This is a genomic window from Streptomyces hygroscopicus subsp. hygroscopicus (assembly GCF_001553455.1).
Classification (GTDB): domain Bacteria; phylum Actinomycetota; class Actinomycetes; order Streptomycetales; family Streptomycetaceae; genus Streptomyces; species Streptomyces hygroscopicus.
In genome coordinates this window covers 131503-157872 of sequence record NZ_BBOX01000001.1, presented here as the reverse complement: position 1 = coordinate 157872, position 26370 = coordinate 131503, and the positions used below count along the sequence as shown (strand labels likewise).

21 protein-coding genes and 1 pseudogene are annotated in these 26370 nt (G+C 70.3%); 12 read left to right on the top strand and 10 right to left on the bottom strand.

Translation table 11 applies throughout. The features are described from left to right. Window positions 1-282: 282 nt before the first annotated feature. A complete protein-coding gene (locus AXW62_RS00680; RefSeq protein ID WP_060942717.1) occupies window positions 283-1215 on the bottom strand; it encodes an NADP-dependent oxidoreductase in 933 nt (310 codons plus the stop codon). A gap of 77 nt (window positions 1216-1292) precedes the next feature. Between AXW62_RS00680 and AXW62_RS00675 the strand changes: the two genes are divergently transcribed. After that, window positions 1293-1673 (top strand): winged helix-turn-helix transcriptional regulator, encoded by a 381-nt coding sequence (locus tag AXW62_RS00675; protein ID WP_060942716.1) that lies wholly within the window; start codon window positions 1293-1295, stop codon window positions 1671-1673. A 342-nt stretch (window positions 1674-2015) separates the two neighbouring features. Here the strand turns inward: AXW62_RS00675 and AXW62_RS00670 are convergent, their stop codons facing one another. The 5 genes and pseudogenes from AXW62_RS00670 to AXW62_RS00650 all read right to left on the bottom strand — a co-directional run bounded on the left by AXW62_RS00670 (window position 2016) and on the right by AXW62_RS00650 (window position 7929). Then, complete coding sequence (locus tag AXW62_RS00670; protein ID WP_060942715.1) at window positions 2016-2477, bottom strand: hypothetical protein; 462 nt, start codon at window positions 2475-2477, stop codon at window positions 2016-2018. A 34-nt stretch (window positions 2478-2511) separates the two neighbouring features. Beyond that, window positions 2512-2814 carry a hypothetical protein gene (locus tag AXW62_RS00665; RefSeq protein WP_107406189.1) on the bottom strand — a complete coding sequence of 101 codons (303 nt, stop codon included), beginning with the start codon at window positions 2812-2814 and terminating at the stop codon, window positions 2512-2514. 228 nt (window positions 2815-3042) lie between these two features. Beyond that, complete coding sequence (locus AXW62_RS00660; protein ID WP_060942714.1) at window positions 3043-5013, bottom strand: LamG-like jellyroll fold domain-containing protein; 1971 nt, start codon at window positions 5011-5013, stop codon at window positions 3043-3045. 337 nt (window positions 5014-5350) lie between these two features. Next, window positions 5351-6253 (bottom strand): annotated as a pseudogene (locus AXW62_RS00655) (non-reducing end alpha-L-arabinofuranosidase family hydrolase); the annotation flags it as partial. A 710-nt stretch (window positions 6254-6963) separates the two neighbouring features. After that, window positions 6964-7929 carry a glycoside hydrolase family 6 protein gene (locus AXW62_RS00650; protein ID WP_060942713.1) on the bottom strand — a complete coding sequence of 322 codons (966 nt, stop codon included), beginning with the start codon at window positions 7927-7929 and terminating at the stop codon, window positions 6964-6966. Between the two features lie 428 nt (window positions 7930-8357). Between AXW62_RS00650 and AXW62_RS00645 the strand changes: the two genes are divergently transcribed. Beyond that, window positions 8358-9371, top strand: a complete 1014-nt coding sequence (locus tag AXW62_RS00645; RefSeq protein WP_060942712.1) for a LacI family DNA-binding transcriptional regulator — start codon at window positions 8358-8360, stop codon at window positions 9369-9371. A 436-nt stretch (window positions 9372-9807) separates the two neighbouring features. Here AXW62_RS00645 and AXW62_RS00640 read toward each other — a convergent pair whose 3' ends face one another. Both AXW62_RS00640 and AXW62_RS00635 read right to left on the bottom strand, forming a co-directional pair. After that, a complete protein-coding gene (locus AXW62_RS00640) occupies window positions 9808-11643 on the bottom strand; it encodes an ABC transporter ATP-binding protein (RefSeq protein ID WP_060942711.1) in 1836 nt (611 codons plus the stop codon). Then, a complete protein-coding gene (locus AXW62_RS00635; protein ID WP_060942710.1) occupies window positions 11643-13457 on the bottom strand; it encodes an ABC transporter ATP-binding protein in 1815 nt (604 codons plus the stop codon). The genes AXW62_RS00640 and AXW62_RS00635 overlap by 1 nt, the downstream gene beginning before the upstream one ends. 524 nt (window positions 13458-13981) lie before the next feature. On the opposite strand from AXW62_RS00635, the gene AXW62_RS00630 reads away from it, so the two are divergent. The 7 genes from AXW62_RS00630 to AXW62_RS00600 are packed head-to-tail and all read left to right on the top strand — an operon-like array spanning window position 13982 to window position 20320. Beyond that, window positions 13982-14590, top strand: coding sequence for a hypothetical protein (locus AXW62_RS00630; protein WP_143712675.1), 609 nt, complete (start codon window positions 13982-13984; stop codon window positions 14588-14590). 44 nt (window positions 14591-14634) lie between these two features. After that, window positions 14635-15414 carry a DUF1684 domain-containing protein gene (locus AXW62_RS00625; RefSeq protein ID WP_060942708.1) on the top strand — a complete coding sequence of 260 codons (780 nt, stop codon included), beginning with the start codon at window positions 14635-14637 and terminating at the stop codon, window positions 15412-15414. Continuing rightward, window positions 15411-16928: an ABC transporter substrate-binding protein gene (locus tag AXW62_RS00620; RefSeq protein WP_060942707.1), complete on the top strand. Its 1518-nt coding sequence runs from the start codon at window positions 15411-15413 to the stop codon at window positions 16926-16928. The genes AXW62_RS00625 and AXW62_RS00620 overlap by 4 nt, the downstream gene beginning before the upstream one ends. Beyond that, the gene (locus tag AXW62_RS00615) at window positions 16928-17893 is read left to right on the top strand and encodes an ABC transporter permease (protein ID WP_060942706.1); all 966 of its coding nucleotides are present in this window, start codon (window positions 16928-16930) and stop codon (window positions 17891-17893) included. The genes AXW62_RS00620 and AXW62_RS00615 overlap by 1 nt, the downstream gene beginning before the upstream one ends. After that, window positions 17890-18762 carry an ABC transporter permease gene (locus AXW62_RS00610; RefSeq protein WP_060942705.1) on the top strand — a complete coding sequence of 291 codons (873 nt, stop codon included), beginning with the start codon at window positions 17890-17892 and terminating at the stop codon, window positions 18760-18762. Before AXW62_RS00615 ends, AXW62_RS00610 begins: the two co-directional genes overlap by 4 nt. Continuing rightward, a complete protein-coding gene (locus AXW62_RS00605) occupies window positions 18759-19559 on the top strand; it encodes an ATP-binding cassette domain-containing protein (RefSeq protein WP_060942704.1) in 801 nt (266 codons plus the stop codon). The genes AXW62_RS00610 and AXW62_RS00605 overlap by 4 nt, the downstream gene beginning before the upstream one ends. After that, window positions 19556-20320, top strand: coding sequence for an ABC transporter ATP-binding protein (locus AXW62_RS00600; protein WP_060942703.1), 765 nt, complete (start codon window positions 19556-19558; stop codon window positions 20318-20320). The genes AXW62_RS00605 and AXW62_RS00600 overlap by 4 nt, the downstream gene beginning before the upstream one ends. A 93-nt stretch (window positions 20321-20413) precedes the next feature. Here AXW62_RS00600 and AXW62_RS00595 read toward each other — a convergent pair whose 3' ends face one another. Both AXW62_RS00595 and panD read right to left on the bottom strand, forming a co-directional pair. Continuing rightward, window positions 20414-20803: an STAS domain-containing protein gene (locus AXW62_RS00595; RefSeq protein ID WP_060942702.1), complete on the bottom strand. Its 390-nt coding sequence runs from the start codon at window positions 20801-20803 to the stop codon at window positions 20414-20416. 533 nt (window positions 20804-21336) lie between these two features. After that, window positions 21337-21759, bottom strand: a complete 423-nt coding sequence (gene panD / locus AXW62_RS00590) for an aspartate 1-decarboxylase (RefSeq protein WP_060942701.1) — start codon at window positions 21757-21759, stop codon at window positions 21337-21339. Between the two features lie 544 nt (window positions 21760-22303). Between panD and AXW62_RS00585 the strand changes: the two genes are divergently transcribed. From AXW62_RS00585 to AXW62_RS00575, 3 genes are read left to right on the top strand one after another with little or no spacing between them, the layout of a single operon-like run. Then, complete coding sequence (locus AXW62_RS00585) at window positions 22304-24874, top strand: glycosyltransferase (protein WP_060942700.1); 2571 nt, start codon at window positions 22304-22306, stop codon at window positions 24872-24874. Between the two features lie 48 nt (window positions 24875-24922). After that, the gene (locus AXW62_RS00580; protein ID WP_060942699.1) at window positions 24923-25294 is read left to right on the top strand and encodes a hypothetical protein; all 372 of its coding nucleotides are present in this window, start codon (window positions 24923-24925) and stop codon (window positions 25292-25294) included. Beyond that, entirely contained in the window at window positions 25291-26274 is a 984-nt protein-coding gene (locus AXW62_RS00575) for a glycosyltransferase family 2 protein (RefSeq protein WP_060942698.1), read from the top strand. Before AXW62_RS00580 ends, AXW62_RS00575 begins: the two co-directional genes overlap by 4 nt. The last annotated feature ends 96 nt before the right edge of the window (window positions 26275-26370 follow it).

Sequence of the window (26370 nt, the reverse complement as noted above, 5' to 3'; positions counted from 1 at the left end):
GCCCGGCCGCGACGTCGGCCGACTCGCCGCCCGACTCGCAGCCCTGTGCGCCGAGCCACTGCGGCACCCCTATGGCCGCGAGTGCCTCGCCGCGGGTGACCAGCGGCCCCCGCTCGCCCTGGCCCTCGAACAGCCGCCACAGCCGCGCCTCGTCCACGCAGTGACCAATCGCTCGTCCACGCAGCGACCAACCGCCGCCGGGCCGTCGGGGCCATGGGCGCTTGGGCCCCGGCCCATCGAGAAGGACGGCCCTGGATCAAACGGTTGGATCAAACGGTTGGATCAAACGGTGAGCACGAGCTTGCCCTGGAGATGACCGCCGTCGAGCAGCCGGTGCGCGTCGGCGACGCGCTCGAACGGGAACGTCTCCTGCACATGGACCCGGAGCCTGCCCTGTTCGACGAGTTCGACGAGACCTCGCAGGGCGACCGGATCGGGGTCGACCGCGATGCCACTGAAGCGCATGCCGGCCGCCTCGTACGCGGCGGCGAGCTCCGAATCCTCCATGGCGACCGCCGTCACCAGGTGACCTCCTGGCCGGAGCACTTCGAGCGACCGCTCGGCGGTGTCGCCGCCGATCGTGTCGAGCACGACATCGATGTCGCGGACCGCCTCGGTGAAGTCGACGGCCGTGTAGTCGATCACCTCGTCGGCGCCGAACCCCTCGACGAACGCCCGCTTGCTCCCGCCGGCGGTCGCGATCACGTGCGCGCCGAGCGCCTTCGCGATCTGGATCGCGACGTGACCGATCCCGCCACCACCGCCGTGGACCAGGACGCGGTCGCCCTCGGTCACGCCGCCGAGATCGACGAGCCCCTGCCACGCCGTCAGCCCGACGATCGGCAGCGCCGACGCCTCGACGTGCGAGAGTGACGCCGGCTTGCGTACCAGGTGCAGCGCCGGCGCCGACACGACCTCGGCGTACGCGCTCGCCGGCCGCGGGAACAGCGGCATCCCGAACACCTCGTCACCGGGCCTGAACCGCCACGTCCGCGGTGCCTCCTCGACCACGCCGCTGATGTCCCAGCCGAGGATGAACGGCGGCCGGCCGATCAGCGGCGGGAACGCGCCGGCGCGCAGGAGCGCCTCCAGCGGGTTCAGTCCGATCGCCTTGACGCGGACGAGAACCTCGGTCGGGAGGGGCTGGGGCTCGGGCGCCTCCACGATGGTGAGCACCTCGGGACCGCCGAGCGTGTGTTGGGTGATGACTCGCATGACTCTCCTGGTTCTGGCAGGGGGGAAGAGAACCCAGGCTATGTTTGCGATAGGAACCAGCAGGTACCTTTGGCGCCATGAGCGGTTTCGGTCCCGGTGATTTCTTTCTCGCCGACTGTCCGGCGCGTCTGGCGGTCGAGCTGATCGCCGACAAGTGGACGGTGGTCGTGCTCTACGGCCTCAGCGAGGGCCCGGTGCGCCATGGCGAGCTGATCGAGCTGATCGGCGGCATCTCCCGCAAGATGCTCACCCAGACGCTCCGGCGGCTCGAGGCGCACGGACTCGTCCGCCGCCACGCCTACGCCGAGGCGCCGCCCCGCGTCGAGTACGAGCTCACCCCGCTCGGGGCGACGTTGATCGATCCGATCCACATGCTGACCGAGTGGGCGATGGCGAACGGCGACGCCGTGCTCGATGCGCTCGACGCCGGTCCCGAGCCGGTCGCCCAGAGCGACTGAGATCCCCGCCGGGGCACTGAGTCTGCTCTTGGTGGGCACCGTCTGGGGCGAGCACCGTCTCGGGCGAGGACTGGAGTTGGCGCGCCGATGACTGACCGCTCGCATTGAGAACACACCACAGGACACCATCGACCTCATCGCCGAGGCACCGCACCGAAGTCGTCTGCCCCGTCCGGCTGGTGTTCGAGGAGGGCATGGCTTCGGCGCCCCCTGGGGCGGCCTCTCCTGGGGCGGCCCCAGGGGGCGGCTCAACGCCCAAGAAAGGGCGCGGGCAGGGCATCTGCCCAACGCCGTGCCCTGCACCGCCGTGGCTGCTCGGGCCGGGGCCGCGGTCTCATCGCATCAACAACTACGGAGATTCCCGTATTGGGACTCGAGGTAGGCCCGATAGTGCTCATCGAATGGTTGGATGAAATCCGCTGACCACGGAATACTGCACACACCGGAGTGTTCGGGATCGGGGCAGGCGAGTGCGCTGAGGTCACCGAGCAACTCTTGGGCCTGCTCAGGGTCCCCGAGCAGGCCGACGCGCAATTCCGTGACAGCCCTGCCACCAGGATCCTCTCCCGGGTGCTCCTCGCTCCACTGCTCCGGTAGTTCCTCGTACAGCCCGGCCACCGTCAGCTCTTCGCTGCTGCCCGGTTCGGCCGGCTGATCAGCGAGGGCGGCGGCGAGTGTCCACTTCACGACCGCAGACCTTCCCGACGCCGCATACTCGTCCAGCAGCCGACATGCCTTGTCCGCCAGGGCCTCGGTATCCGGCCGACTGGCGTACACACCAAGACGCAGCTCGAACAAATCCATCTCTCCGGCTCCTGGTCCTCACGGGCGCTGTCCTTTAGCTGGCACTGACGGTCCGGCAGTGCTTGGCGCGGTAGCCCCTGCCGACCCGCTCGTTCGCGTCTTTCTTCGCGTCCTTCACTGCTGAGGGCTTGGTCCTTCCCTTCCCATGCCCATACACAAAGCCGGTGCCGTGGTTGTCACTGATACGCACCTTGGCACACTTGACCGTCGCGCTGTACGTCCTTACCGCCACCGAGTCCGCGTGAACTCCGGCCAACGGTGCGCCCACGGTGATCGCGGCGGCGATCGCGAAGGATGTGACGACGGTACGGACACCGTGCGACATGCTTACGGACATCTGTATTCCACCCCTATCGCTTTTTCTCCGGAATCATGTACTCCGGAGTCAGGGGAATAGCGTAATCGCACTGCCCCGCATCCGCGGATCGAACAGCATATCGAACTGCCATGCCGGAACGCCTTCGCCGACGGCTCCCCTCGTCTCCGGCCGGTGGACGCCCGGAGACGAGAGGTACGGGAGGAGCGGGGAGGAACAGCAGAATGGAAAGCGCCGGAAGAATCCGCCTTAACCGGCGGTCAGGAATTCGTCGACGGGCAAGGGGCGATTCACGATGCGGGTGTCACCGACGTTGCCGTGGAAGACGATGTCGATGGCCCCCGCGCTCTCGTGGCCGCCCAGCAGCCAGGGCAGCCCGAGCGAGGTGAGGCCGACCGACACCCGCTTCGGGTTGTCGACGACCGGGGCGCCCTCGACGTACAGCTTGGTGTAACGGCCGTCGTTGACCACCGCAAGGTGCCACCACGTGAGTTCCACCAAGCCGTGACCCCAGTTGGTCGTCGGATAGGTGGCGTTCAGCGGGTAGTGGTTGAACTGCGGCTCGCGGCCGTTGTTGGAGATGGCGAGCTGGACCACGGGCTCGTTCGGGTTGGTGTTCCTGCCGTGCTTGCCGGCGGCCCCGGCGGAACCCCGACGACTGAGTATCGCCGCCCAGCCGTTGCTGCCCGCGTCCCAGTCCAACGGCATCATCACGAAGGTCTCGAGGGTGTACCCGGACCTGAACGTCTCGGTGTTCAGCGGAGCCTTCGGCCCCGTGGTCAGGTACGTGCCGTGCAGCGGGTTCCTGCCGCCGGCGAACTTCAGGCTGGCGTGCCCGGGCTGGTCGGGGTGGTGGTCGGCGGACCAGGTCAGCGCATCGGCGGCGGTGCCCGGCACGGTCACCGCCGTCAGATCGTTGCCCTTGCCGGACAGATCGCGGATGGTCTGGCCCGCGCTGAGCGGGGTGCCGGGCGCCCCCTGGCCGTCGAAGCGCCAGTACGCCAGCGTTCCCTTCACCAGTTCCTCGGCGGCCGGCCGGGCGGGCCGGACCGGAACCGGGATGAAGCTGGAGAACCGCTTTTCGAAGTCGATCGCGATCGAGAAGTCGTCGACCGGGCCGGTGATCCGGGCGTGCTCGGCGGCCAGCTGGTTGCGGGACTCCGGGGCCTGGGCCAGGATCCACGGGTTGATCGTCTCGACGTCGATGGTGTTGCGGGCCAGATCGAAGTGGTACAGCCGGATCATGCCGCCACCGCCGAAGTAGCGGTTCTGGTAGTTCGTGATGTGCATGTGCACGTCGTTGCCGGCGGCGTTCTTCTTCGTAGTGCGTCCGGACGGCCAGTAGTGGCCGTTGACGGTCAGGAAGATCTGGTCGTTATTCTTGATCAGTTCGTCCCAGACCGTCTGGCCGTATGCGGAGAGCGCGGCATTGTTCTCCGGGTCGCCGGACTCGTACGGGAAAACGTTGTCGTCGTAGTCCGAGTAGACGATGTCGTGCGCCGTGAGGATCACCGGCATCGTGGGGTGGGCCTTGATCACGCCATTGGCCCACGCGAAGCCCTGGTCGGTGGTCCGCCAGTCCAGGGCCAGCACCAGCCACGAGCGGCCGGCAGCCTGGAAGATGTGCGCGGTGTTGTAGCCCGTCGCGTCCGACCCGGCGAACGTCTTCGAGCGCTTGAACCGCTTCGGGCCCAGGGTCCGCAGGTACGGCGTATCTCCACGGCTGTCATCGCCGGACACGTCGTGATTGCCGGCCACCACGCTGTACGCGGCGCCGTGCGCGTCCAGCACCGCGAACGCCTTGCCGACCTGCTGGAACGACAACGGGTCGGCATCCTGCGTCAGGTCACCGAGGTGCGCCATGAACACGATGTTGTCCGTGTCCCTCCCGCTGTTGCGGATGATGTAGCGGAACGATTCCTCCTGCGGCGTCCGGTTGACGCTGTCCTGGCTGCCCCAGTACAGGAACTGGGTGTCCGGCATGACGGCGAGGGTGAACTGGAGGGAGGTCGAATCCGGTCTCCATGTGCCGGTCCTGCCGGTCCTGCCGGTCCTGCCGGTTCTGGGGGTGTCCGCGGCGAATGCGGGCGTGACGCCGAGCGGGGACACGCCGGCTCCGGCGACTGCCGCTCCCGCACCGGCCAGCGCTGCGTTGCGCAGAAAACCACGACGATTCCGGCCGGCCGTGTCAGGAGACGGCCGGTCACTGTGGATGCACATGGGGGTCCTTCGAGGTAGACGCTCCAAACGGCATGAGGCTAATCAGAAGCGGCCGAAGCCGGGCAGACGTGAGATGACCAGTGGAGATGAAGTGTCTGGCCAGGACTGGAGCGCAAGTCGAACTGTCACCCGGAGCCCATCTCCTGTGTGCGGACGGCAACTGAAGGAACCGGGGGTCCGTCCGGGCCCCGCGGGGCCGGCCCCGCAGCACCGTGCCGACTCGGCCGGAGGCCACCGAGCTGCGGTTCACGCTCCCGCGGGCCAAGGAAACGCCATACCTGAACAATGGTGATGTGCCTGGTCGCGACCCGGATGGCGCGGCCAGGCACATCACGTCTCAGCGCTGCAGGGTCAGGACACCCGGCCGCCAGGGCAGTTGGTCGTAGGGACCGCCCGCGGAGGGGGACTTGCCCTGGTAGAGGAACTGCAGGTTACAGGGGTCGACGGTCATGGTCTGGTCGGGGTTGTTGCGGACCAGGTCGCCGTGGCTGATGTCGTTGGTCCAGGTGGCACCGCTGTTGGCCTTGCCCGCGAAGGGGTTGCTTTCGCTGGTGGCCTGCGGGGTCCACGAACCGCTCAGGCTGGAGGACGTGAACGAGCGGAAGTAGCGCCCGTTGGCACCGATCGCCTCAACGATCATGAGGTACTGGTTCTGGTCCTGAACCTTGTAGACCTGCACCCCCTCGAACAAGTTGTTCGTCGAGTCGCTCATGACCGTCGTGTACGACGAGCCGAAGCTGCCCGGGAAGTTCCCGATCGGCATGCTCGCCCGGTAGATCTTGCCGTTGTCACCGGCGAAGAACAGGTACATGTTCTGGCCGTCACCGATCAGGGTCTGGTCGATCGGGCCGGTGCCGGAGCCGGAGATGCTGCCGGTGAACAGCGGCTGCGGCGAGGACCAGCCGTTGGGGTTGGTGGGGTCGCTCGACGTGCGGTAGATGAAGGGCCACGCACCCCACTGGTACGCAAGCACCCAGATGTTCTTGGGCGCGAAGTAGAACAGCGTGGGCGCCACCGCGGCCTGGCTCATCCCGGTCTGGCCGGCCGACGCCATGTCCGACCAGTTCGTGAAGGGGCTGAACCTCATCGAGCCGTACGACGATCCCGACACGTTCGACGCGTAGACCAGGTGCTTGCCGTTGTACACCACGTTGGTGAAGTCCTTGAGCGAGACCCACCCGTTGGCCGGCTGCGCCAACACACCCGTCGACGTCCACCGGTACGTCGACGGGAGAGAACACGCGCTGGTGGCCGCCTGGGCAGGGTTGGCGACGAGCGTGGCCGCCAACGAGGCCAGGGTCGCGACCGAGGCGCCGAGCATCACGGACAGACGTTTGCGGTTGAACCTTCCTCCGCGCATGAGGACCTCTGGATTCTTGAGTGAGCGGTTCCGGCCGGCCCCGTCAGAGGCTGTCCGGACTGTCGGTGGGGTGCGGTTCGTCGCGCTCCGCGGGCACGGGCCCGGCCCCTTTGTGGTATCCCGCGCGGCCCGGAGGTGCCCTGCTGTGCGAGTGGAGCAGCTGTGCGAGTGAAGCAGCTGTGCGAGTGAAGCAGCTGTGCTGTGTTCGCGATATCGAACGAGGGTCGAAGTACCGAGCAACCTGGATGGTAGGGGACCGGGGAGCGGCGTCAATACCTCTCGCCGGATTCGCGGGCGACGCCGGACTGTCCCGCACGGCTGCGTGGATGAAACGCCGCAGGTCACGCCGATCGAGCCAGCAGGGTTCTTCGGCAACGCGATCAGGTGCGGTGCCAGGCCGCGCGACCCGGGCGGGCGCGGTGCAAGGACCCCTTGACGGCACTGCGTACCGCTCGGGGACGTCGCGCGGGAGATCGCCTGGCCGCAAGCCGCTCGGAAGCGGAGAACTTCGGGGCCGGGGTGTGGCGGGCGGTGCCCGTGGCCCGGTCGCGGGGCGGGGATGAACCAGGCCAGGCCACGGGAGTCCTGGATCAGTAGCCGTAGATCATCTTGTAGGCGGCCTCGGGGAGGAACTGTCCGGCCGAGGAGCCGGCCCCGACGCCGCAGTTGCCGTCGGACTCGCCCGGGGTCTTGATCCACAAGAGCATCTCGGCGCCTCCGCCCAGCTGGGTCGGGGTGCCGATACGGCGGCCTGAGGGGTTGCACCACTGGCCGTTGGAGCCGTTGCCGTTGCGGCTGGTGTCCACGACGAACGGCTTGGTGTAGCCGTAACGGGCGTTGAGTTCACGGTTGACGGCGTTGCCGTAGGCGGTGTTCTCGTTCGTGGTGAAGTAGTTGGAGACGTTGAGGGAGAAGCCGTGGGCCTGTCGGAGGCCGGCTTCGTGGAGGCGCCGGGCCATGGTCGCCGCGTCCGCCCAGCCAGGGTTGCCGGCGTCGAGGTAGACCCAGGTGTTGGGGGCCTGGCGGCTGAACTGGGTGAGGGCGCCGGTGAGCATGGCCTCGCGCTCGTCGATCTGAGCCTGGGTCATGCAGCCGTAGTCCCCGAGAGAGTCCGGTTCGAGGATGACGACAGCCGGGCGACTGGCGATCCCGCCGGCGAACTGGGCGATCCAGTCCGCGTAGGCGGACGGCGAAGCGGCCCCGCCCGCGGAATGCCCGCCGCAGTAGTCGCGGTTGTATATGTTGTAGGCGACGAGGACGGGTAGTTTGTCCCCCTGGTCCGCGGCGCCCGCGTAGGCGCCGGTGGCGGTGCCGATGGTGCCGCTCCAGGAGCCGAACCAGCGGGCCATCGGGGTATTGGCGATGGATGCGTTGATCGCGGGTGCCCGGCCGTCGCCGGGGTTGGCGGCGACCCACCTCTTCGCGCTGGAGTCGGGGTCCACATAGAACCCGCTGGTCATGGTGGTCGGGTCGGCCGCGTGGGCGGACGGTGCGATGGCGAGCGCCAGCGGCAGAGCGAAGAGCGCTGCCATCAGGGCGCGGAGTCTGTGGCGCATGACTGTACCTCGGTTTCCTGGCAGGGGTGTGTCGCGCGCTCTCGGTCACGAGCGAGCGACGCGCTGAGGAAGTGCGGTGGTACGACGCCCTCCTGGTGCCGGCGACTCTCCGGCCGGGAGGACAGGTCCGAAGGTCGGCAGCGAGCATTGGGAGCGCTCCCACTGGGAGCGCTCCCAATAGCGCTGAGAGCACTTGGAGTGTGGTCGGTATCGTGTTGCGGGCTGGTCAAGCTGTCAAGGGCCGACGTACAACTCGCCCCTTCACAGGGCGAGGGCAAGGCTCTACAGTCCCATGACTGGAAGCGCTCCCAACCTTCCGGTTCCCGAGGGCTCCATGCCCGTCCTCCGGCGCCCACCGGCGGGTTGGCAGGGGCATGAGCCGGGGTGAGACGCTTCCCGTCCGATCGAGGGGGAAGGGCTCATGACTCATGGCGGAAGACGCGCCGCGTCGGCAGCCGACGCTCGACGAGGTGACCGAACTCGCCGGCGTCTCCCGCTCCGTGGCCTCCCGCGCGATCAACAACGCACCGCACGTCAGCCGCGCCAAACGGGAGGCGGTCGAGCGGGCCGTCCGGCAACTCGGTTACGTCCCCAATCCGACCGCCCGCGCCCTGGCCACCCGTCAGACAGGAGCGGCCGCCCTGGTCGTCTCGGGAGAGGACCCGTCGATCTTCGCGGATCCGTTCTTCGCCCAGGTGATCGTGGGAGCGTCGGCAGCTCTGGAGGAGGCCGATCTGCATCTGATGCTGTGTCTGGCCGCTTCCGACCGGAGCCGCAAGCGGGTGGAGGGGCTCGTTCGCTCCAAAGGCGCCGACGGCGTCATGCTGATGGCGCTGCGTGAGGACGATCCGCTGGCCCGTATGGCCGAGGAGGCGGAGATTCCCGTCGTGTTCGGCGGACGCCCGGTCGGTACGGTTCCCCGGTGGTACGTGGACGTCGACAACGTCGGTGGAGCGCGCGAGGCGACCGAGTACCTGGTCTCGCGCGGCCGGACTCGCGTAGCCGCGATCTGCGGGCGTCTGGACACCGAGGCCGGACGCGCCCGGTACCGGGGCTACCGGGACGCCATGCTGGCAGCCGGCCTCGGCCCGTTCCCGCCGCAGGAGGGGGATTTCACCGAGCCCAGCGGGGCCGCCGCCATGGCCGCGCTGCTGGTGAACCATCCCGACGTGGACGGGGTGTTCGCCGCCAACGACAACATGGGCGCGGGAGCGCTGCGCGCATTGCGCGAGGCCGGCCGACTGGTCCCCGCGGACGTCGCCGTGGTCGGCTTCGACGACCTGGCCGTCGCCCAGATCGCCGATCCGCCCCTCACCACCGTCCATCAGCCCCTGACCGCTTTCGGCCGGGAGATGGCGCGCATGCTCGTCGCACTCATCAGCGGACAGGACCCCAGCCCGCTGATCCTGCCCACCCACCTGGTCACCCGCGCCAGCGCCTGACGGACCGGTCCTGACGAGCAGGTGGTGGTGCGTGCGCGTGTCCAGCTCGATCAGCGCCTCACCCGTCCCCAGGCGCTTCTCGATGCCCTCCCCACGGGCTTCTCGACGCAGACGGTACGGGTCGGGCCGAAGCGGACCCGTACGCCGAAGGACTCCGCGAGCGTGCTGTCGAGGATCCGAGGTTCTGCTCCTGCCCGTGTGTCCTTGGCCATGCGGTCGTCACGCCCCCCGGCGCGGGCCGGTCGGCATAGCCACCGGCGCCGGGCGCGCCGCCGGGAGGGACGCCGAGGGTCTGCCGCAGTGCGCCGCCGGGATCGGCGAGGGTGGGGCCGTTTTCGCGTTCGTGGGGGACGGCATCGGCATGTGCGCTGCCGAGCACGTCGTCCAGGGTCGCGGGAGCGGGCGCCGTCCCGGGTCCGGTCGGGGTGGCCATCGGTCAGGGCCTCCTGTCGGCGGCGGCGGACAGCACGTGTGGCTCGTCGGCAGGGTCGTCGTCGGGCCGCTGGTGGCGGAAGTACCGGTCGTACAGGCGGCGGTAGGCCCCGTCCCGGGCCAGCAGGCCGGTGTGGTCGCCCTCCTCGATGATGCGTCCGTCGTCGACGACGACGATCCTGTCGGCCTTGCGGACGGTGGGCAGCCGGTGGGCGACGACGAGGGTGGTGCGGTCCTTGGCCAGGGCGTCCAGGCCCTCCTGGATCTGGGCCTCGGTCAGGGGATCGATGCTGGCGGTGGCCTCGTCCAGGATCAGTACCGGCGCGCGCTGCAGGAAGACCCGGGCCAGCGCGACGATCTGCCGTTGGCCGGTGGACAGGTTGCGTCCGCCCTCGTCGGTGACGGTGTCCAGGCCCTGCGGCAGCTGGGCCGGCCAGTCGCCGCCCGCCACCGCGCGCGCGGCGGCCTCGACGTCGTCGCGAGTGGCGCCCGGCCGTCCGCGGGCGATGTTCTCCGCGACCGTCCCGGAGAAGAGGAACGGGGTCTGTGTGACCACGCCGAGGCAGCGCCGGTACTGCTCCAGGTCCAGGGTGCGCACGTCCTGCCCGTCGACCGCGATGCTGCCCTTCTGGAACTCGTACGCGCGCATGATCAGCCGCACCAGGCTGGACTTGCCGGCCCCGGTGTGTCCGACGAGCGCCACGGTGCGGCCGGCCGGGATGGTGAGGCTCACGCCCTTGAGGACGGGGTGCCGGTCGTCGTAGCCGAAGTGGACGTCGCGCAGGGTGATCTCGCCGCGCAGGCGCGGGACCGGGAGGCGGTCGCGCTGGCGTACCGCGGGCTCGCGGTCGACCAGCGCGAAGACCCGCTCTCCCGCGGCCAGGCCCTGCTGGAGCTGGCTCCAGAAGGAGGCGATGCTGGTGAGCGGCGACCAGAACAGGGCCAGCGCCTCCAGGAACAGCACCCATTCGCCGGCCGACACGCTGCCGGAGTCCACGCCGTGGCCGCCGACCAGGACCACGGCCACCGTGCCCAGGCCGGTCAAGGAGATCAGCAGCGGGAAGATGCCGCTGAACATGCGGTTCAGCCGCACGCTCGTCCGGAACCAGCGGTGGTTGACCTCGTCGAGTCCGCGCTGCGCGGCCTGCTGGTGGCTGTGGTTGCGGGCCACGGCGATGCCGCGCAGGGTCTCCTGGACATAGCCGTTGACCTCGGCCAGCGCCTCCTGCTGCCGCAGGGAGGCGCTGCGCGCGGCGCGCCGGAAGGCGAGGCTGACGGCGACGATGACCGCGGCGACCAGGGCCGTCACCAGGGCCAGCGCCACATTGATCAGGAAGAGGGCGGCCAGCAGGATCACGATCATCAGCACGTGCCCGAGGAGGCTGAGCACCAGGTTGATCAGCGTCGCGAAGGCCTGCGTGTCGTTGGTGACCCGGCTGACCACCGCGCCGGTGGCGTGGGAGTCGTGGAAGGACATGTCCTGGCGCATGGCCGCGTCGAAGACGCGCTTGCGCAGGCCGAGGACGACGTCACAGACCAGTCTTCCCGCCGCGCGCTCCTGCAGATACGTGCACAGCCAGGCGATGATGCCCGCGCCGAGCACGGCCGTGACGAGCCACGCCACCCCGCTGTCGCCGTCGTTCAGGGCCGAGTCGACGGTCCTGGCCAGCAGCAGGGGGACGGCGCTGCCCGCGGCGGCGGCGATGACCACGGCGGCGGTCACGAAGGCCACCGTTCCGCCCCTGCCGTGGAAGGAGGGGGCGATGCGGCGGGCCAGTTCGCGGTCGCGGTAGCGGCGGCCGTAGCCGTCCGGCTCGATGCCCTCCAGCAAGTGCGCCATCAGTGGCTCTCCTCCTTGGCTCCCACGGGGGCCGGGCCGGCGGGGGCCGGCTCGTCCAGGTAGGGCGCGAAGATCCGACGGTAGAACGAGCAGTCCCGCAGGAGCTGTTCGTGGCTGCCCTGGCCGACGATCCGGCCGGCGTCCAGGACGAGGATGTGGTGCGCGGCACGGATACGGGACAGCCTGGGGGTGATGAGGAACGTGGTGCGCCCGGCCGAGGCCTGCCGCATGGCGCGTTGCAGATCGTGTTCGGTGGCGGCGTCGACGGCGCTGGTCGCGTCGTCCACGGCGAGGATGCGAGGGTCGGCCACCAGTGCGCGGGCGATGGCGAGGCGCTGGCGCTGCCCTCCGGACAGGGTGACCCCGCGTTCGCCGAGGACGGTGTCGTAGCCGTCCTGGCTCGCCATGATGAAGTCGTGGGCCTGCGCGGTGCGGGCCGCGGCCTCCAGCCTGGCGCGGTCGGCGCCGGTCTCCGCGTCGAGTGCGAGGTTCTCGGCGATGGTGCGGGAGAACAGCACCACGTCCTGCTCGATGACCGCGATCTGCGAACGCAGTGACCTTGTGCCCCAGTCGGTGGTGGCGACACCGTCGATCAGGACGCGTCCCTCGTCGGGGACGTAGGTGCGGTTCAGCAGATGCAGCAGCGTGGACTTGCCGCTGCCCGTGGCGCCGACGATGGCCACGGTGGTGCCGGCCGCCACCCGGAACGACACGTCGGACAGCACCGGCTTGCCGGGTTCGTAGCCGAAGGTGACGTGCTCCATGGCGACATCCCCGGTGATGGCCGCGGCGTGCCGGCCGCCCGTCTCGTCCTCGCCGTCCGGGTCGTCGACGACCTCCTTGATGCGCTGCGCTCCGGCCAAGCCGAGATAGATGAGCCCGATGCTGAAGGAGGCGAGCTGGGTGGGCGCCCGCAGGGTTCCCATCAGCCCGAGCACGGCGACGAGTTCGCCGATGCTCAGCGAGCCCGCGCGCAGCAGGAGCACCGAGTGCACCAGGGCGCCGGCGGTGGCGAGGGCCAGCAGCAGTGGTGGCAGGGACAGCGCCTGGGTGCGGATCTGGCGCTCGGAGGCGTCCCGGTAGGCCGTGGCCAGTTCGGCGAACCGGCCGCGCTCCTGTCCGGCTCCGCCGGTCGACTCGACCACCTCGACTCCGGCGATGCTCTCGGTGGCCTGGGCCGTCATGTCGCCGAAGCGTTCCCGGGCCAGGTCGGACACGGGTTCCAGGCGCCGTCCGTGCTCGGCGAGCGCTACCGCGAACAACAGGACGAAGGCGACCGGGAACAGCAGCAGCCGCGGATCGACCAGGGCGACGAAAACGATCGGCATCAGGACGTTCAGCGCCAGGTCGACCGCCATGTCGAACCCGGGCGACACCATCAGGTTCAGTGACTCGGCGTCGCCGGTGGCTCGGGCGGACAGATCACCGACGCGCCGCCGGTTGAAGTAGCCCTGGCTCTTGCGCAGCAGGCTGGCGAAGACCTGGGCACGCGCCTGGCGCTCCAGCCCGCTGGCGAAGGACTCCAGGCAGTAGGTGGCCACGATGCCGCCCACGGCCCGCACGAGCACGAGCGCCAGCAGACCGGCGACGATGGCGTGGAAGGTGCCGAAGTCCGGTGCGTCGCCGCCATGGTCGAGGACCGCGTCGAAGGCCAGGCCGATGACCAGGGGGATCGCCGCGTTCAGCGACTGCCAGACGAGGCTGCCCAGAATATGCAGGGCGATGTACGGCCGGAACGGCCGCATCTGCGCCAGCAGCCAGCGGGGCACACGGTCGGCCGGATCCTTCCCCTCGGGGACGGTCTCGGCGGTCATCGGCACTCCATTCTCTGGGTCGGGGCCGGGCCGCGCCTGCGGCCGGGACGGCCCGGAAATTATTGTCGGCCAGGGTTTTCGGCCATGATTTCTCGAAAATCCCGGGCTGGTGCGCGGGGTTTTTCCGGAACGGTTCACAATTCATCGAGCCGTCGACTGGATGCCGCGGGAAGCGGGCGCGGCCTAGCGATGTGCTTCGCGGGGGAGGCCCATACGTCCACCGGCGCGCGACAAGGTGGCGGGGCCGGGCCGCGGCACACCGGGCCGAACCGGCCCCGGCCCTGCTCAGATGGCATATCTGTGGCGTCGTGAGTTGTCGTACGGGTCTGAGTCATCGGGTTTCACACGGCAGAGCAGGGGGGTGCGGGTCGGCCGCCGCATGGACGGTACTGGTTTTCCGAGAAAAACGAAAGCCTGCCCCGCAAGGGTGAAAACCAAGGGCTGGATCAAAATTAAACCTTGAGTGGATTATGCGGATGCCGGGCATTGTCGCGGTGGCGGCCGGTTCGCCGGCGCCTTGTCGAATGGCTGGTCCCGAACGATTCGTCCGGGTACCGGTTGACCCGGGGGAGGAGTGCGTTTCTCCGGCCAGGAACGCCGAGGTCGCCGCGACCATCGACCTGAGCGGTGAGCGCGTCGAGGACATCGCGCGGCGCGCCTTGGCCGCGTCCACCGTCGCCTACGCCAACGGCCTGTACGACCCGGACGAGGTGGCGGACCTGTTCGACGCGGTCGCCCGCGAGCGGGGCGCCCCCGTCGACCTGTCGTACTGCTTCAACGACATCCGGGCGGGGCACGGCCTGCCCGAGGCGGCCGGGGGACCGGCGCCCGTGGTGTCCGGTGCCGCGTTGCGCACGGCGATGGCGGACACGGTGGTCGCGCCGCACGAGTTCACGGAGGGCGAGACGTTCTTCCTGGTGATCGACGACGAGGAACCGGGCTGGATCCGCCTGGTGCTCAACGCCGACAGCCGGGCGCTCACACCCCCCGGAGGTGCGCGGTTTCCTGTACGGCCTCGAACGAGTTGGGCCGGGCCGCCCTCCGCGCCGACCGGACGTCTCACCATGCGAAACGCATGTTTGACATTAGATTCGCTTATGGACGATAAAGGGGTTGCTTTGGCCATGCATTAACGCTCTGTCGTTGACGGCCGTCCTCCTAGCCGAATGAGCATGCAGTGCACCAGCCCGCCCCCGCCGCCGTAGCCCCCGTCGACCCCGAGGAACGCTGGAAGGACTGGTGTGCCGGGCGCCGCGCGGCGCTCACCGCCGCCACGGGCAACCTCGCCCTCGTCGAGACCCGCTGGCTCCCGGCGGGGGACCGCCCCGACGCGGACGCGGCCCGGACCGGCTGCCCGGACACCGTGACCGTCACCACGCTCACCCGCACTGACCCGGTCACCGGAGAGCCCGAGCACGGCCTGCGCTTCTGGGACTCCGCGGCGCCGGCCCTGACCGCCTTCGACCACGTGGACGTCTTCGACTATGACCCCGCCTGGGTCCTCGAGGCCGCCTACACCCCGGTCCCCGGCGCCCGCCGCGTCGCCTTCGAGCACATCCGGGACAACGGCGGCACCCGCGACCTCGTCGTGCCCGGCGATATCGCCGTCACCGTCGACGGGCGCGACTACACCCTGAGCGCCTTCGACGACGACGGCAGCCTGCTCCTCGTCTTCGGCGATCCCACCAACGGTGACAGCACCTACGGCGCCGGGCGCTTCCTCTTCGTCGAGCGCACCGACGACGAACACCGCGTGATCCTCGACTTCAACCGGGCCTTCGTACCGCCCTGCGGGTTCTCGGATCAGTACAACTGTCCGATGCCGCCGCGGCAGAACCGCTTCCACCTGCCCGTCGAGGCCGGCGAGAAGCTCCCCGTCTTCCGCGACGGCTTCCCCGGACAGCACCGACCGACTCCCTCTCCCGCCCCGCAGCACGAAAGCACCCGTACGCCATGAGCCTCAAGAAGACGTCCCTGTACGCCGCCACCACCGTCGCGGCTCTCTCCGTGGCCCTCACCGCCTGCGGCGGATCCAGCAGTTCCGGCTCCTCCGGCGGCGCCTGGGACAAGGACGCCACGGTCAACATCGGTTCGCTCTACGAACCGCAGAACCTCGACAACACCGCCGGAGGCGGCCAGGGCGTCACCGAGGCCCTCAACGGCAACGTGTACGAAGGACTGTTCAAGCTCACCGACGACGGCGACGTGGAGAAGCTCCTCGCCGAGAACTACAAGGTCAGCGACGACGGCCTGACGTACACCTTCACCCTCCGCGACGGCGTGAGGTTCCACAGTGGCAAGAAACTCACCAGTGCCGACGTCAAGTACAGCCTGGAGAAGGTCCTCGCCGACGACTCCCAGTCCGCCCGCAAGAGCAACCTGAAAGTCGTCAAGCACATCGCCACGCCCGACGCGAAGACCGTGAAGGTCACGCTGTCGCAGAAGTCGATCTCCTTCGTCTACAACCTGTCCTACGTCTGGATCATCAACTCCGAGGCGAAGAACCTCAAGACGACCGAGGACGGCACCGGCCCCTACACCCTCGCCAAGTGGACCCGCGGCTCGGCCCTCAGCCTGGACCGGTTCGCGGACTACTGGGGCGACGCCGCCGCCAACAAGAAAGTCGTCTTCCACTACTACAAGAACGCCACGGCCCTGAACAACGCGCTGATGACCAACGCCGTCGACGTGGTCACCGGCGAGCAGTCGCCCGACGCCCTGGACCAGTTCAAGAACAACCAGAACTACAAGGTCAACGACGGCGACTCCACCACCAAGCTGCTGCTGGCCTTCAACGACAAGGCCAAGCCCTTCAACAACGTCAAGGTCCGGCAGGCCGTCTCCGCCGCCATCGACGACAAGAAGCTGCTCCACTCCGTCTGGGGCGACTACGGCCGGCTCATCGGCTCGATGGTGCCGCCCACCGACCCGTGGTACGAGGACCTCACCGACGTCAACGCCTACAACGTGAAGAAGGCGAAGAGGCTGCTCGCCGAGGCCGGCTACCGGGACGGCTTCGCCTTCACCCTCGACACCCCCAACTACGACCCGCACCCGACGGCCGCGACGTTCATCAAGTCCGAACTCGCCAAGGTCGGCATCACCGTCAAGATCAACACGATCACGTCCGACCAGTGGTACACGAAGGTCTACCAGAACCACGACTTCACCGCGACGCTCCAGGAACACGTCAACGACCGTGACCTCGTCTGGTACGGCAACCCCGACTTCTACTGGGGCTACGACGACAAGCACGTCACCGCGTGGATCAAGCAGGCCGAGGAGGCATCCACCACCGCCCAGCAGACCGCACTGCTGAAGAAGGCCAACCGCAAGACCGCCGAGGACGCGGCCAGCGACTGGCTGTACCTGTACCCGCAGATCGTGGTGGCCAGCAGCAAGCTCTCCGGCTACCCGCTCAACGGCCTGAACGCCCAGTTCTACGCCTACGACATCAAGAAGAAGGGCTGATGGGCCGCTACCTGTTGCGCCGGCTCGCCTTCCTGGCCGTGTCGCTGGTCCTGGCGAGCGTGGTGCTGTTCGTGCTGCTGCGCATGCTGCCCGGTGACCCGGCCAACGCCCTGACGTCGGTCGGTGCCGGCCCCGAGCAGATCGCCGCGGCCCGCCGCTCCATCGGCTCCGACCGGCCGCTGCCCGAGCAGTTCACCCACTGGTTCGGGCAGCTGGCGAGCGGTGACCTCGGCACCTCCTTCGTCAGCTCGCTGCCCGTCGGTCCCGAGGTGACGGCCCGCCTGAACGTCACCGTGCCGCTCACCCTGGCCGCGTTCGTCCTCGCGATCCTCATCGCCGTCCCCGCCGGGTTCGTCGCCGCGTACCACCGCCGCACCTGGTACGGCGCCCTGCTCAGCGGCGTCTCCCAGCTCGGCATCGCCGTCCCGGTGTTCTGGCTCGGCATGATCCTCATCGCGGTGTTCGCGTTGAACGCCGGCTGGCTGCCCTCCGGCGGCTTCCCGCAGGACGGCTGGGCGGCACCCGCCGACGCGATCCGCTCCCTGGTCCTGCCGGTCGTCACCATCGCCCTGGTGATGAGCGCCTCCCTCATCCGGTACGTCCGCTCCGCCACCCTCGACGTCCTGGGCAGCGACTACCTGCGCACCGCTCGCGCCCTCGGCGAGAGCTTCGGCACCGCCATGTGGCGGCACGGCCTGCGCAACGCCTCCGTACCCGTCATCTCCATCCTCGGCATCGAACTCGCCTCGACCCTGCTGGGCGCCGTCGTCGTGGAGTCCGTATACGCACTGCCCGGCCTCGGCTCGCTGCTGGCCACCGGCATCACCCAGCACGACTACCCGGTGATCCAGGGCGTGCTGTTCGTGTCCACCCTCGCGGTGCTGCTCATCGGCTTCCTCGCCGACCTCGTCCAGCGGATCGTCGACCCGCGGCTGCGCAGCCGGCTCTCCGGAGGCGCCCGATGACCCCCACGGACCTCCTGGCCCGCCCGGCCGAACCCGCCACGGGCCGCCGCTCCCGCCGGCGTTCCGCCACCCTCGTCCTCGGCTGCGTCCTGACCGGCTTGGTCGCGCTGCTCGCCGTCGTGTCGTTCCTGTGGCTGCCCTACAGTCCCGACGACACCTCCGGCGGACGGCTCGCCGGACCGGGCGATGGCCACCTGCTGGGCACCGACAAGCTGGGCCGGGACCTGCTCACCCAGCTCATGACCGGTGCCCGCATCGCCTTCGGCGCGGGCCTCGGCTCCGTCTCCGTCGCCGCCCTCGTCGGCGTCACCCTCGGCGTGCTCGCGGCCTTCGCGCAGGGCTGGCTCGATGACACGCTCTCCGCCTTCCTCGACATCCTCATCGCTTTCCCGACGCTGCTGCTGGCGATGCTCGTCGTCGCCGCCCGCTCGGCCACCCTCGGCTCGGCGGTCCTCGCCATCGGTCTGGCGCAGAGCGCGGTCGTGGCCCGCCTCGTGCGCATCCTGGTCAAGCGGGTCCTCACACAGGACTACATCACCGCCGCCCGGACCTCCGGCACCTCCTGGCCCCGCACCGTCGCCGGCCACGTCCTGCCGAACATCTGGCCCACCCTGGTGGTCAACCTGGCCCTCCAGTTCGGCCTCGCCGTTCTCGCCGAGGCCAGCCTGTCCTACCTCGGGCTGGGCGCCCCGCCGCCCAACGCCTCCTGGGGGCGCCTGCTCCAGGAGGCACAGGCCACCTTCACCACCGCCCCGGCCGGTGCCCTCGCCCCCGGTATCCTCCTGGTGCTCCTCGTGATCGGCGTCAACCTGATCGCCGACGGGCTGCGCGACGTCCTCGACCCGGCCGGCCGCGGGAGGCGGACATGACCCTCCTCGACGTCCACGGCCTGACCGTCCGTACCGCCGACGGGCGGCCCCTGGTCAGCAACCTGTCCTTCACCGTCGCGGGCGGTGAACGCCTCGGCCTGATCGGCGAATCGGGCTCCGGGAAGTCCCTGACCACTCTCGCGGTGCTGGGCCTGCTTCCCGAGGGCATGAGCGCCACCGGCAGCGTCGTCCTCGCCGGCACGCAGATCCTCGGCGCCCGCGAGAAGGAACTGACCGCCGTCCGCGGCCGGGACGCCGCCGTCGTCTTCCAGGAGCCGCTGACCGCCCTCGACCCCCTGATGCGGGTCGGCCGGCAGGTCGCCGGCCCCCTGGCCAGGCGCACCGGCCTGAAGGGCGGCAGACTGCGTGCCGCCACCCTCGACGCCCTCGCCCAGGTGCGGCTGCCCGACCCCGAGCGCATCGCCCGCGCCTTCCCGCACGAGATCTCCGGCGGCCAGCGCCAGCGCGTCGCCCTCGCCGCCGCCCTCGCGTGCGAGCCGGCGCTGCTCATCGCCGACGAACCGACCACCGCCCTTGACGTGTCGGTACAGGCGGAGATGCTCGGCCTGATCGACACCCTCGTCCGGGAACGGGAGATGGCCGTGCTGTTCGTCAGCCACGATCTCGCCGTCGTCGCCAAGGTCACCGACCGGATCCTGGTCATGAAGGACGGCCGGGCCGTCGAGGAGGGCACGGTGCGTGACGTCGTGGTCGCCCCCCGCCAGGAGTACACCCGGAACCTGGTCGCCAGCGCCCGCACGCTGGAATCCGCCCTGGACCTGAGGAGCGCGCCGTGACCCCCGTGCTGGAACTCGCCGACGTGGCCGCCCGCTACCGCGGGGCCCGCGCCGACGTGGTCAGCGACGTGTCCCTCGCCGTACGCCCGGGGGAGAGCCTCGCCCTCGTCGGCGAGTCCGGCGCGGGCAAGACCACACTGCTGCGCCTGCTGCTCGGCCTCGCCCGCCCCACCGCGGGCACGGTCCGCTTCGACGGCGTACCCCTCGCCCTGCGCGACAGGCAGCAGATGCGGCGCTTCCGGCGCAGCGTCCAGTGCGTCTTCCAGGACCCCTACTCCTCCCTCGACCCGCGCCGCCGTGTCGGCCCGATCGTCGCCGAACCCCTGCGCTCCCTCGGCCTGGACACCCGGGCGGGCGCAGCGCCGAAGGTGGCCGCGGCGCTGGAGGCGGTGGGTCTGCCGGCCGACGCCGCCGAGCGGTATCCCCATGAGTTCTCCGGCGGTCAGCGCCAGCGCATCGCCATCGCCCGCGCCACGGTGTGCGAGCCCCGGGTCCTGCTCGCCGACGAGCCCGTCAGCGCCCTGGACGTCACCACCCGGGTGAAGGTCGTCGACCTGCTGGCCGAACTGAAACGGGAACGCGGCCTGACGCTGGTGATGGTCTCCCACGACCTGTCCGTCGTGGCGTCCCTGTGTGAGCGCACCGCCGTTCTGGAGCAGGGCCGGGTCGTCGAACAGGGCGACACCGCCCGCGTCCTCGGCGCTCCCGCCCACGCGTACACCCGCCGCCTGATCGACAGCGTGCCCCGCCTGCCCACCTGACAGTGAGGATGTTCTTGAGCGTTCCCAGGCGGGTCCGCCCCACCGCCTGGCTGACTCAGGGTCCTCGACGGGGTCCGTCGGCCTACGGCCTTCTCAGCCCGCCGCGGTGGTGAGGGCCCCGCCGGGCACGGCAGCCACGGCTTCGGACAGGCGGTCGTAGATCTCGAACACGCCGTCCAGTCCCGCGCCGCCCAGGATGCGAAGGAACTGGCCGCTGCCCGTGACGAGACGCAGCCGGCCGTGCCGTTCCACGGTCCTGTTCCGCGCCCGGCACAGCACCCGCAGTCCGGCGCAGTCGATGAAGGACACGGCACGAAGGTCCACCACGAGGTCGGGGTGGAGGGCCGCCGTCAGATCGTCCAGGCGTACCCCGAGCGGCGATGCCGTGAGGATGTCGATATCACCGTGCAGCGCCACGACGGTGGTCCCGCCGACGGAACGCTCGGTGTGGCGGGGTGCGGAGGTGATGAGGGTCTCGACCATGACTCAGAGGAAATCCGGGCCGACGGGCGCGCCGGAAGGGCCGTCCGGCCCCCCTTCGCCGCCACGTTTCCCCGGGCCGCTCCGTCAGGGCGCGACCGGTGGCCCTCCCACGCGGCCACCGCCGGGCGCAGCATGGGGTGTCACCCCCTCCCACGGGCGAAAGACGGTACGCCCATGAGGGCGTCTCGACCACCTGGCTCGTCACCCCCTCCCACGGGCGGAAGACGGGCTGACTCATCTGCGCGAACGGTGGTTTCCGCGTCGGTCGTCACGACGTCCTGCCCCCGCGGGCGACGGCGCCCATCGGCCGGATCGCGCACACGCGCCAGGCGCTGCCCGCGGTCGCGCCGGCTCCTGCCCCCGGCGGGCGACGTGGCATGGTCCGCCGCGCCATGCGTGGCGGACCTGCGCGCGACGCTCCTCCAGCGGGGGAGCACGGTGCGGTTCATGCCGCTGCATTGCCTGACGTCTCCTGTCGGCCGGCCCAGCCTCCCGCAGGTCGTGGGGATGCCGGCGGTGGATGCTGTGGCGGCTCAGGCGTGCGCGGACGCGTGCGGGGGGCGGACGGTGTCCGAGCCGGGGACGGGCTCGGCAGTGTCGTCGCCCAGCCCGGTGATCCGGTTGGCGGTGTCGACATGGACGACGGCAGGCCGCAGGGTACGGGCCTCCGCGTCGTCGACCTGGGCGTAGCTGATGAGGATCACCAGGTCGCCGGGGTGCACGAGATGGGCGGCGGCGCCGTTGATGCCGATCACGCCGGTGCCTCGCGCACCCTCGATGACATAGGTCTCCAGGCGGGCGCCATTGGTGATATCGACGATGTGTACCAGTTCGCCGGGCAGGAGGTCGGCGGCATCCATCAGATCGCGGTCAACGGTCACGGAGCCCACATAGTGCAGATCCGCATGGGTCACGGTGGCCCGGTGGATCTTGGACTTGAACATGGTGCGCAGCACGGCACTGCCTTTCGGTGAGTAGGTCGCGCCCCGTCAGGGTGCGCGCCGACACAACCAGAGTAGACGCGGGTTCCGAGGAGCTGCCAAGGGGTGGTCGGGACGGGCCCGCGGCGTCTCGCCAAGCCGACCAGGGGGTGACCCGGCGGCGGAGGTCCGCGCGGACCTCCTGCGGCTCGGCCGGACCATCGGCAGCGGAGGCTGCCAGGACGGGAAAGCCCGGACTGCCGTCGGCGCCGGGCACGGCCGGGCCACCCGGACGGCCGCGCTACGGCCGGGGTTTGCCGGCGCACACCCAGTTACCCGTCAGCGCGTCATTCGCCGCTCGGGGCAGTACCGCCGCACCGGCCCCGGGGGTCGCGCATGCGTGCGTGAAGACCGGGGCGTTCCCGAACGGGTGCTGTTCCGCCCGTTGTTGTCCCCGCGCCGCTGACCGGCGCCACCTGGGCCTTCACCGCCGGTGCCCGGGGTGTGCGCTGGGCCGGGCGGGGGATGGTCCCGCTCACGCCGACGCCCGGCCGCCCAACCACGCGAACATACTGGCCAAATGGCCGAACAGAGCGATATCACCCCTATTATTCACCAAATCTGGCATGACAAGGACGTACCGCCGAGGTGTCAGGCGTGGGTTGAATCCTGGCGCCGGCATCACCCTGGGTGGGAGTACCGGCTGTGGACGCAGGTGGAGTGCCGCGCCCTGCTCGCCGAGCACTATCGGTGGTTCCTGCCGATCTACGACCGTTACCCCGAGGGGGTGATGCGGGCCGAGGCCGGCCGGTACTTCATCCTCGACCGTTTCGGCGGGGTGTACGTGGACCTGGACTTTGAGTGTCTGCGCCCGGTGGACGCGCTGCTCGCGGGCCAGGAGCTGGTGGTCGGGCTCGAACCGCAGGAGCACGTCCAGCTGCTGTCGGCTCACCGGAGCGGTCTGCCGCGTCTGGTGGGCACCGGGTTCCTGGCCGCGCGGCCGGGCCATCCCTTCCTGGCCCATGTGCACCGGCAGCTGGTGGGCAGCCATACCCGCTCCGGTTCGCTGGACGCCACCGGTACGTTCATGCTCACCCGGGCGGTCGACCAGGCCCCCGGGGACTGCCGGATCACCGTCCTGGCGGCGCGGACGTTGTATCCGCTGTTGAGCCCGGTGGCCGCCGAGCTGTTCGGCGACCGGCCCGTCGACCGCGACCACGCCTACGCCGTGCACCACTGGGCGGACAGCTGGGGCCGGGACGTGTCCGTTTCCGCGCAGTCCGTGGCCGGACGCCAGATCCCGTTCTGGACCAGCCAGGACCTGCGGCCCCGCGCCAAGGGCGGGCTCGACCTGGACCCGCAGCGCGAGCGCTGGGCCTCGGGAGCCCCCGCGCCGACCGTGTCCTGCCTGATGGTGACCAAGGACCGGCTGCCATGGGCCATGCGCGCCCTGCGCTGCTTCCTGGCCCAGACCTATCCGAGTGTGGAGCTGGTCGTGGTGGACGACAGCGCCGACGGCGCGCTGGAGGACCACGTACGCGCTCTGGCCGACCCACGGATCCGCTTCCGGCGGCTGCTGCCGGAGGGACGCACGCTGGGCGAACTGCGCAACATCGCGGTGGACCTGGCCACCGGGCCGTACGTGTGCCAGTGGGACGACGATGACCTGTACGACCCGGAGCGGGTGGAGGTGCAGATGGCGGCGCTGCTGGGATTGGACGCCACGGCGTGCTTCCTGGCCCGGGAGCGGTTGTGGTGGCCGAAGCGGCGCCTGCTCGCGGTCTCCGGTGCGCGGGTGTGGGAGGGGTCCATGGTCTGTGCGAAGGAGGTGCTTCCGCGCTACCCGGCGCAGCGGCGCGGGGAGGACACCCCGGTCGCGGAGGCGGTGCTGCGCGCCGGGCGGGTGGTGTCCGTGGACGCGCCCGAGCTTTACACATACGTCTACCACGGGAACAACACCTTCGACGAACCCCACTTCGCCGGGCTTTTCGACGCGGCGACCCATGTGTGGGTTTCGGGCCCCGCCTACGCGGGCCACCTGAGGGCCATGGCGGCCCGGCTGCCCCTCGATCCGGCGGACCTGGTCCGGGCGGAGCGGCCGCCCACGGGCCCGGCCCCGGACACCGCTCCGCACGCGGCCGTGGACGCGCCACGCCTCCTCCCGCACGCCAGACGGCCCGCCACCGGGGCGGCCGAGTCCGCTTCCGCTCCTGGGGTGGCCGAGTCCGGCTCCGCTCCTGGGGTGGCCGTGTCCGGCTCCGCCTCTGGGGTGGCCGAGTCCGCTCCGGCTCCCGCTCCCGCCGCCGAGCGCCCTTCCGTCCTGGTCCTCACGCCCGTCAAGGATGCCGTCACCTTCCTGCCCCGCTACCTGGAGAACCTGCGTGCCCTGGACAATCCCCGCGACGCGGTCTCCGTCGGTCTGCTGGAGGGTGACAGCCATGACGGGACCTGGGAGGCCCTGAGGGACGCGCTGCCCGCGCTGGAGGCGGAGTTCCGGCGGGTCACCCTCGTACGGCGGCATTTCGGCTTCCAGTTGACCGGGCCGCGCTGGGAGCCGGCCGCTCAGCGGCAGCGGCGGTCGGTGCTGGCCAGGGCCCGCAACCAGCTGCTGTCGCGGGCGCTGGGGGAGGAGGAGTGGGTGCTGTGGCTCGATGTCGATGTGACCGACTATCCGCCCGATCTCATCCAGCGGCTGCTGGGCGCCCGCGAGGAGATCGTCGTCCCGCACTGCGTCGCCGAACCCGGCGGGCCGACCTTCGACCTGAACACCTTCGTCCTGCACCCGAACGCCGCCGCGCTGGACTGGAGCCGGTGGCTGCGCGACGGGATCCTGCAGCCGCCCAGGGGATTCGGCCGGAGCTATCTCGAGGACTTGCGCGGCCACGAGAGGGTGCGCGTGGACGCGGTCGGCGGTACGGCCCTGCTGGTGCACGCCAATCTGCACCGCGACGGGCTGGTGTTCCCGACCGTCCCCTACCGCGAACTCATCGAGACCGAGGGACTGGCCGCGCTGGCCCAGGACATGGGCGTGAAGTGCTGGGCGCTGCCCGGGGTGGAGGTGGTGCATCCCCGCCACTGGGGCGGCGGACCGCTGAGCCGGACAGGTGAAGCAGGTCTTGGCGCCGAAGCCCAGCGGAGCGTTGATCGTTAGCCAGGTGCGTCCGCGGAGGCTCCGCGGAGCGAACACAAGGAGAACGGCATGAACATCGGCAAGACAGCGGCGCTGGTGACCGCGGCGGCGAGCGCGGTGGTCTTCGGCGGGGCGAACGCCGGCGCGCTGGGCCTGGACACCTCCGTCAAGCAGACCAACGACTGCGACACGAGCAACGCCACCAGCATCGGCGCGCCGCCGGCGCAGTCGAACTGCCTCAACTTCGCGGAGATCTTCGGTGAGCACAGCCTGGCGCAGCGGAACGACTGTGACTCCTCCAGCGGGGTCACCAGCACCGGCAACGTGATCATCACCGCCCCGGCCACCATGGGCTCGCGGTGCGCCAACATCGCCGTCTCCGCCAAGCCGTCGAAGTCCGGGGCTGCCAAGCGCGGGGCGCACGGCGGCGGGAACCGATGACCTCGGCACCGTCCGGTCCGGAACGCGGCCCCCTGGAGGCTGGCCTCCCGGGGGCCGCGCCGGCGCGCGAGCCGGTGGTCTCGGTGGTCATCCCCTGCTACGACTACGGTCACTATCTGCCGCAGGCCGTCGAGAGTGTGCTGGCACAGACCTATCCGGACTGGGAGCTCGTCGTGGTCGACGACGGCAGCCCCGACGACACCGCCGCGGTGGCCCAGTCGCTGATCGCCGCCCACCCCGGGCGGCGCATCCGGCTGCTGCGGCAGGCCAACGCCGGGGTCTCGGCCGCGCGAAACGCGGGCATCGCCGCCGCCACCGGCCGCTACATCCTGCCGCTGGACGCCGACGACGTGATCGCCCCCACGATGCTGGAGCTCACGGTCGCGGTGCTGGAGCAGAACCCCGGCATCGCCATCGCCTCCACCGACGTGTCCGTCTTCACCGACGACGACCTGCCCGCACAGGTGCTGCGGCTCCCGGACTACGACCGGGACCTGCTGCTGCGACGGCTGATCATGTTCTACTGCTCGCTCTACCGCCGCGAGGTGTGGCAGACGGTGGGCGGTTACGTCGAGGACATGCGCGCCGGGGAGGACTGGGACTTCTGGATTGCCTGCGCCGAACACGGCTTCACGGCTCAGCACATCCCGCAACCGCTGTTCGGGGCGCGCAACAAGGACGACGGACTGCACGTGGAGGCGGCCGAGAACGACCTGGCCGTCCGAGCCAGGATCGTGGCCAACCATCCGGGGATGTTCAAGCCGGTCACCCGGGCCTGGGCCCGGGCCCTGCTCGCCCAGGACGAGCCGGAGGCCCTGGCCGACGACCGGGTGCCGGACGACATCCTCACCCGGGCCGCGGACATGGACTCGTTCCTGCGGGTTGTCATGCAGCTGCAGCGCACCGCCCGACTGCAGCACCGTCACATCCAACGGCTGGAGGAGGCGCTGGCCGGACGCGGCGAGCCCGTGCCCGCCTGAACGCTGTCCGGCACGCGGGAGCGCGGGCTCCCCGTGGAGCAGCGCTCACATGTGCCCTCCTCCTCGTCGCCCCGCCGCCCTCGATGAGGCAGCACC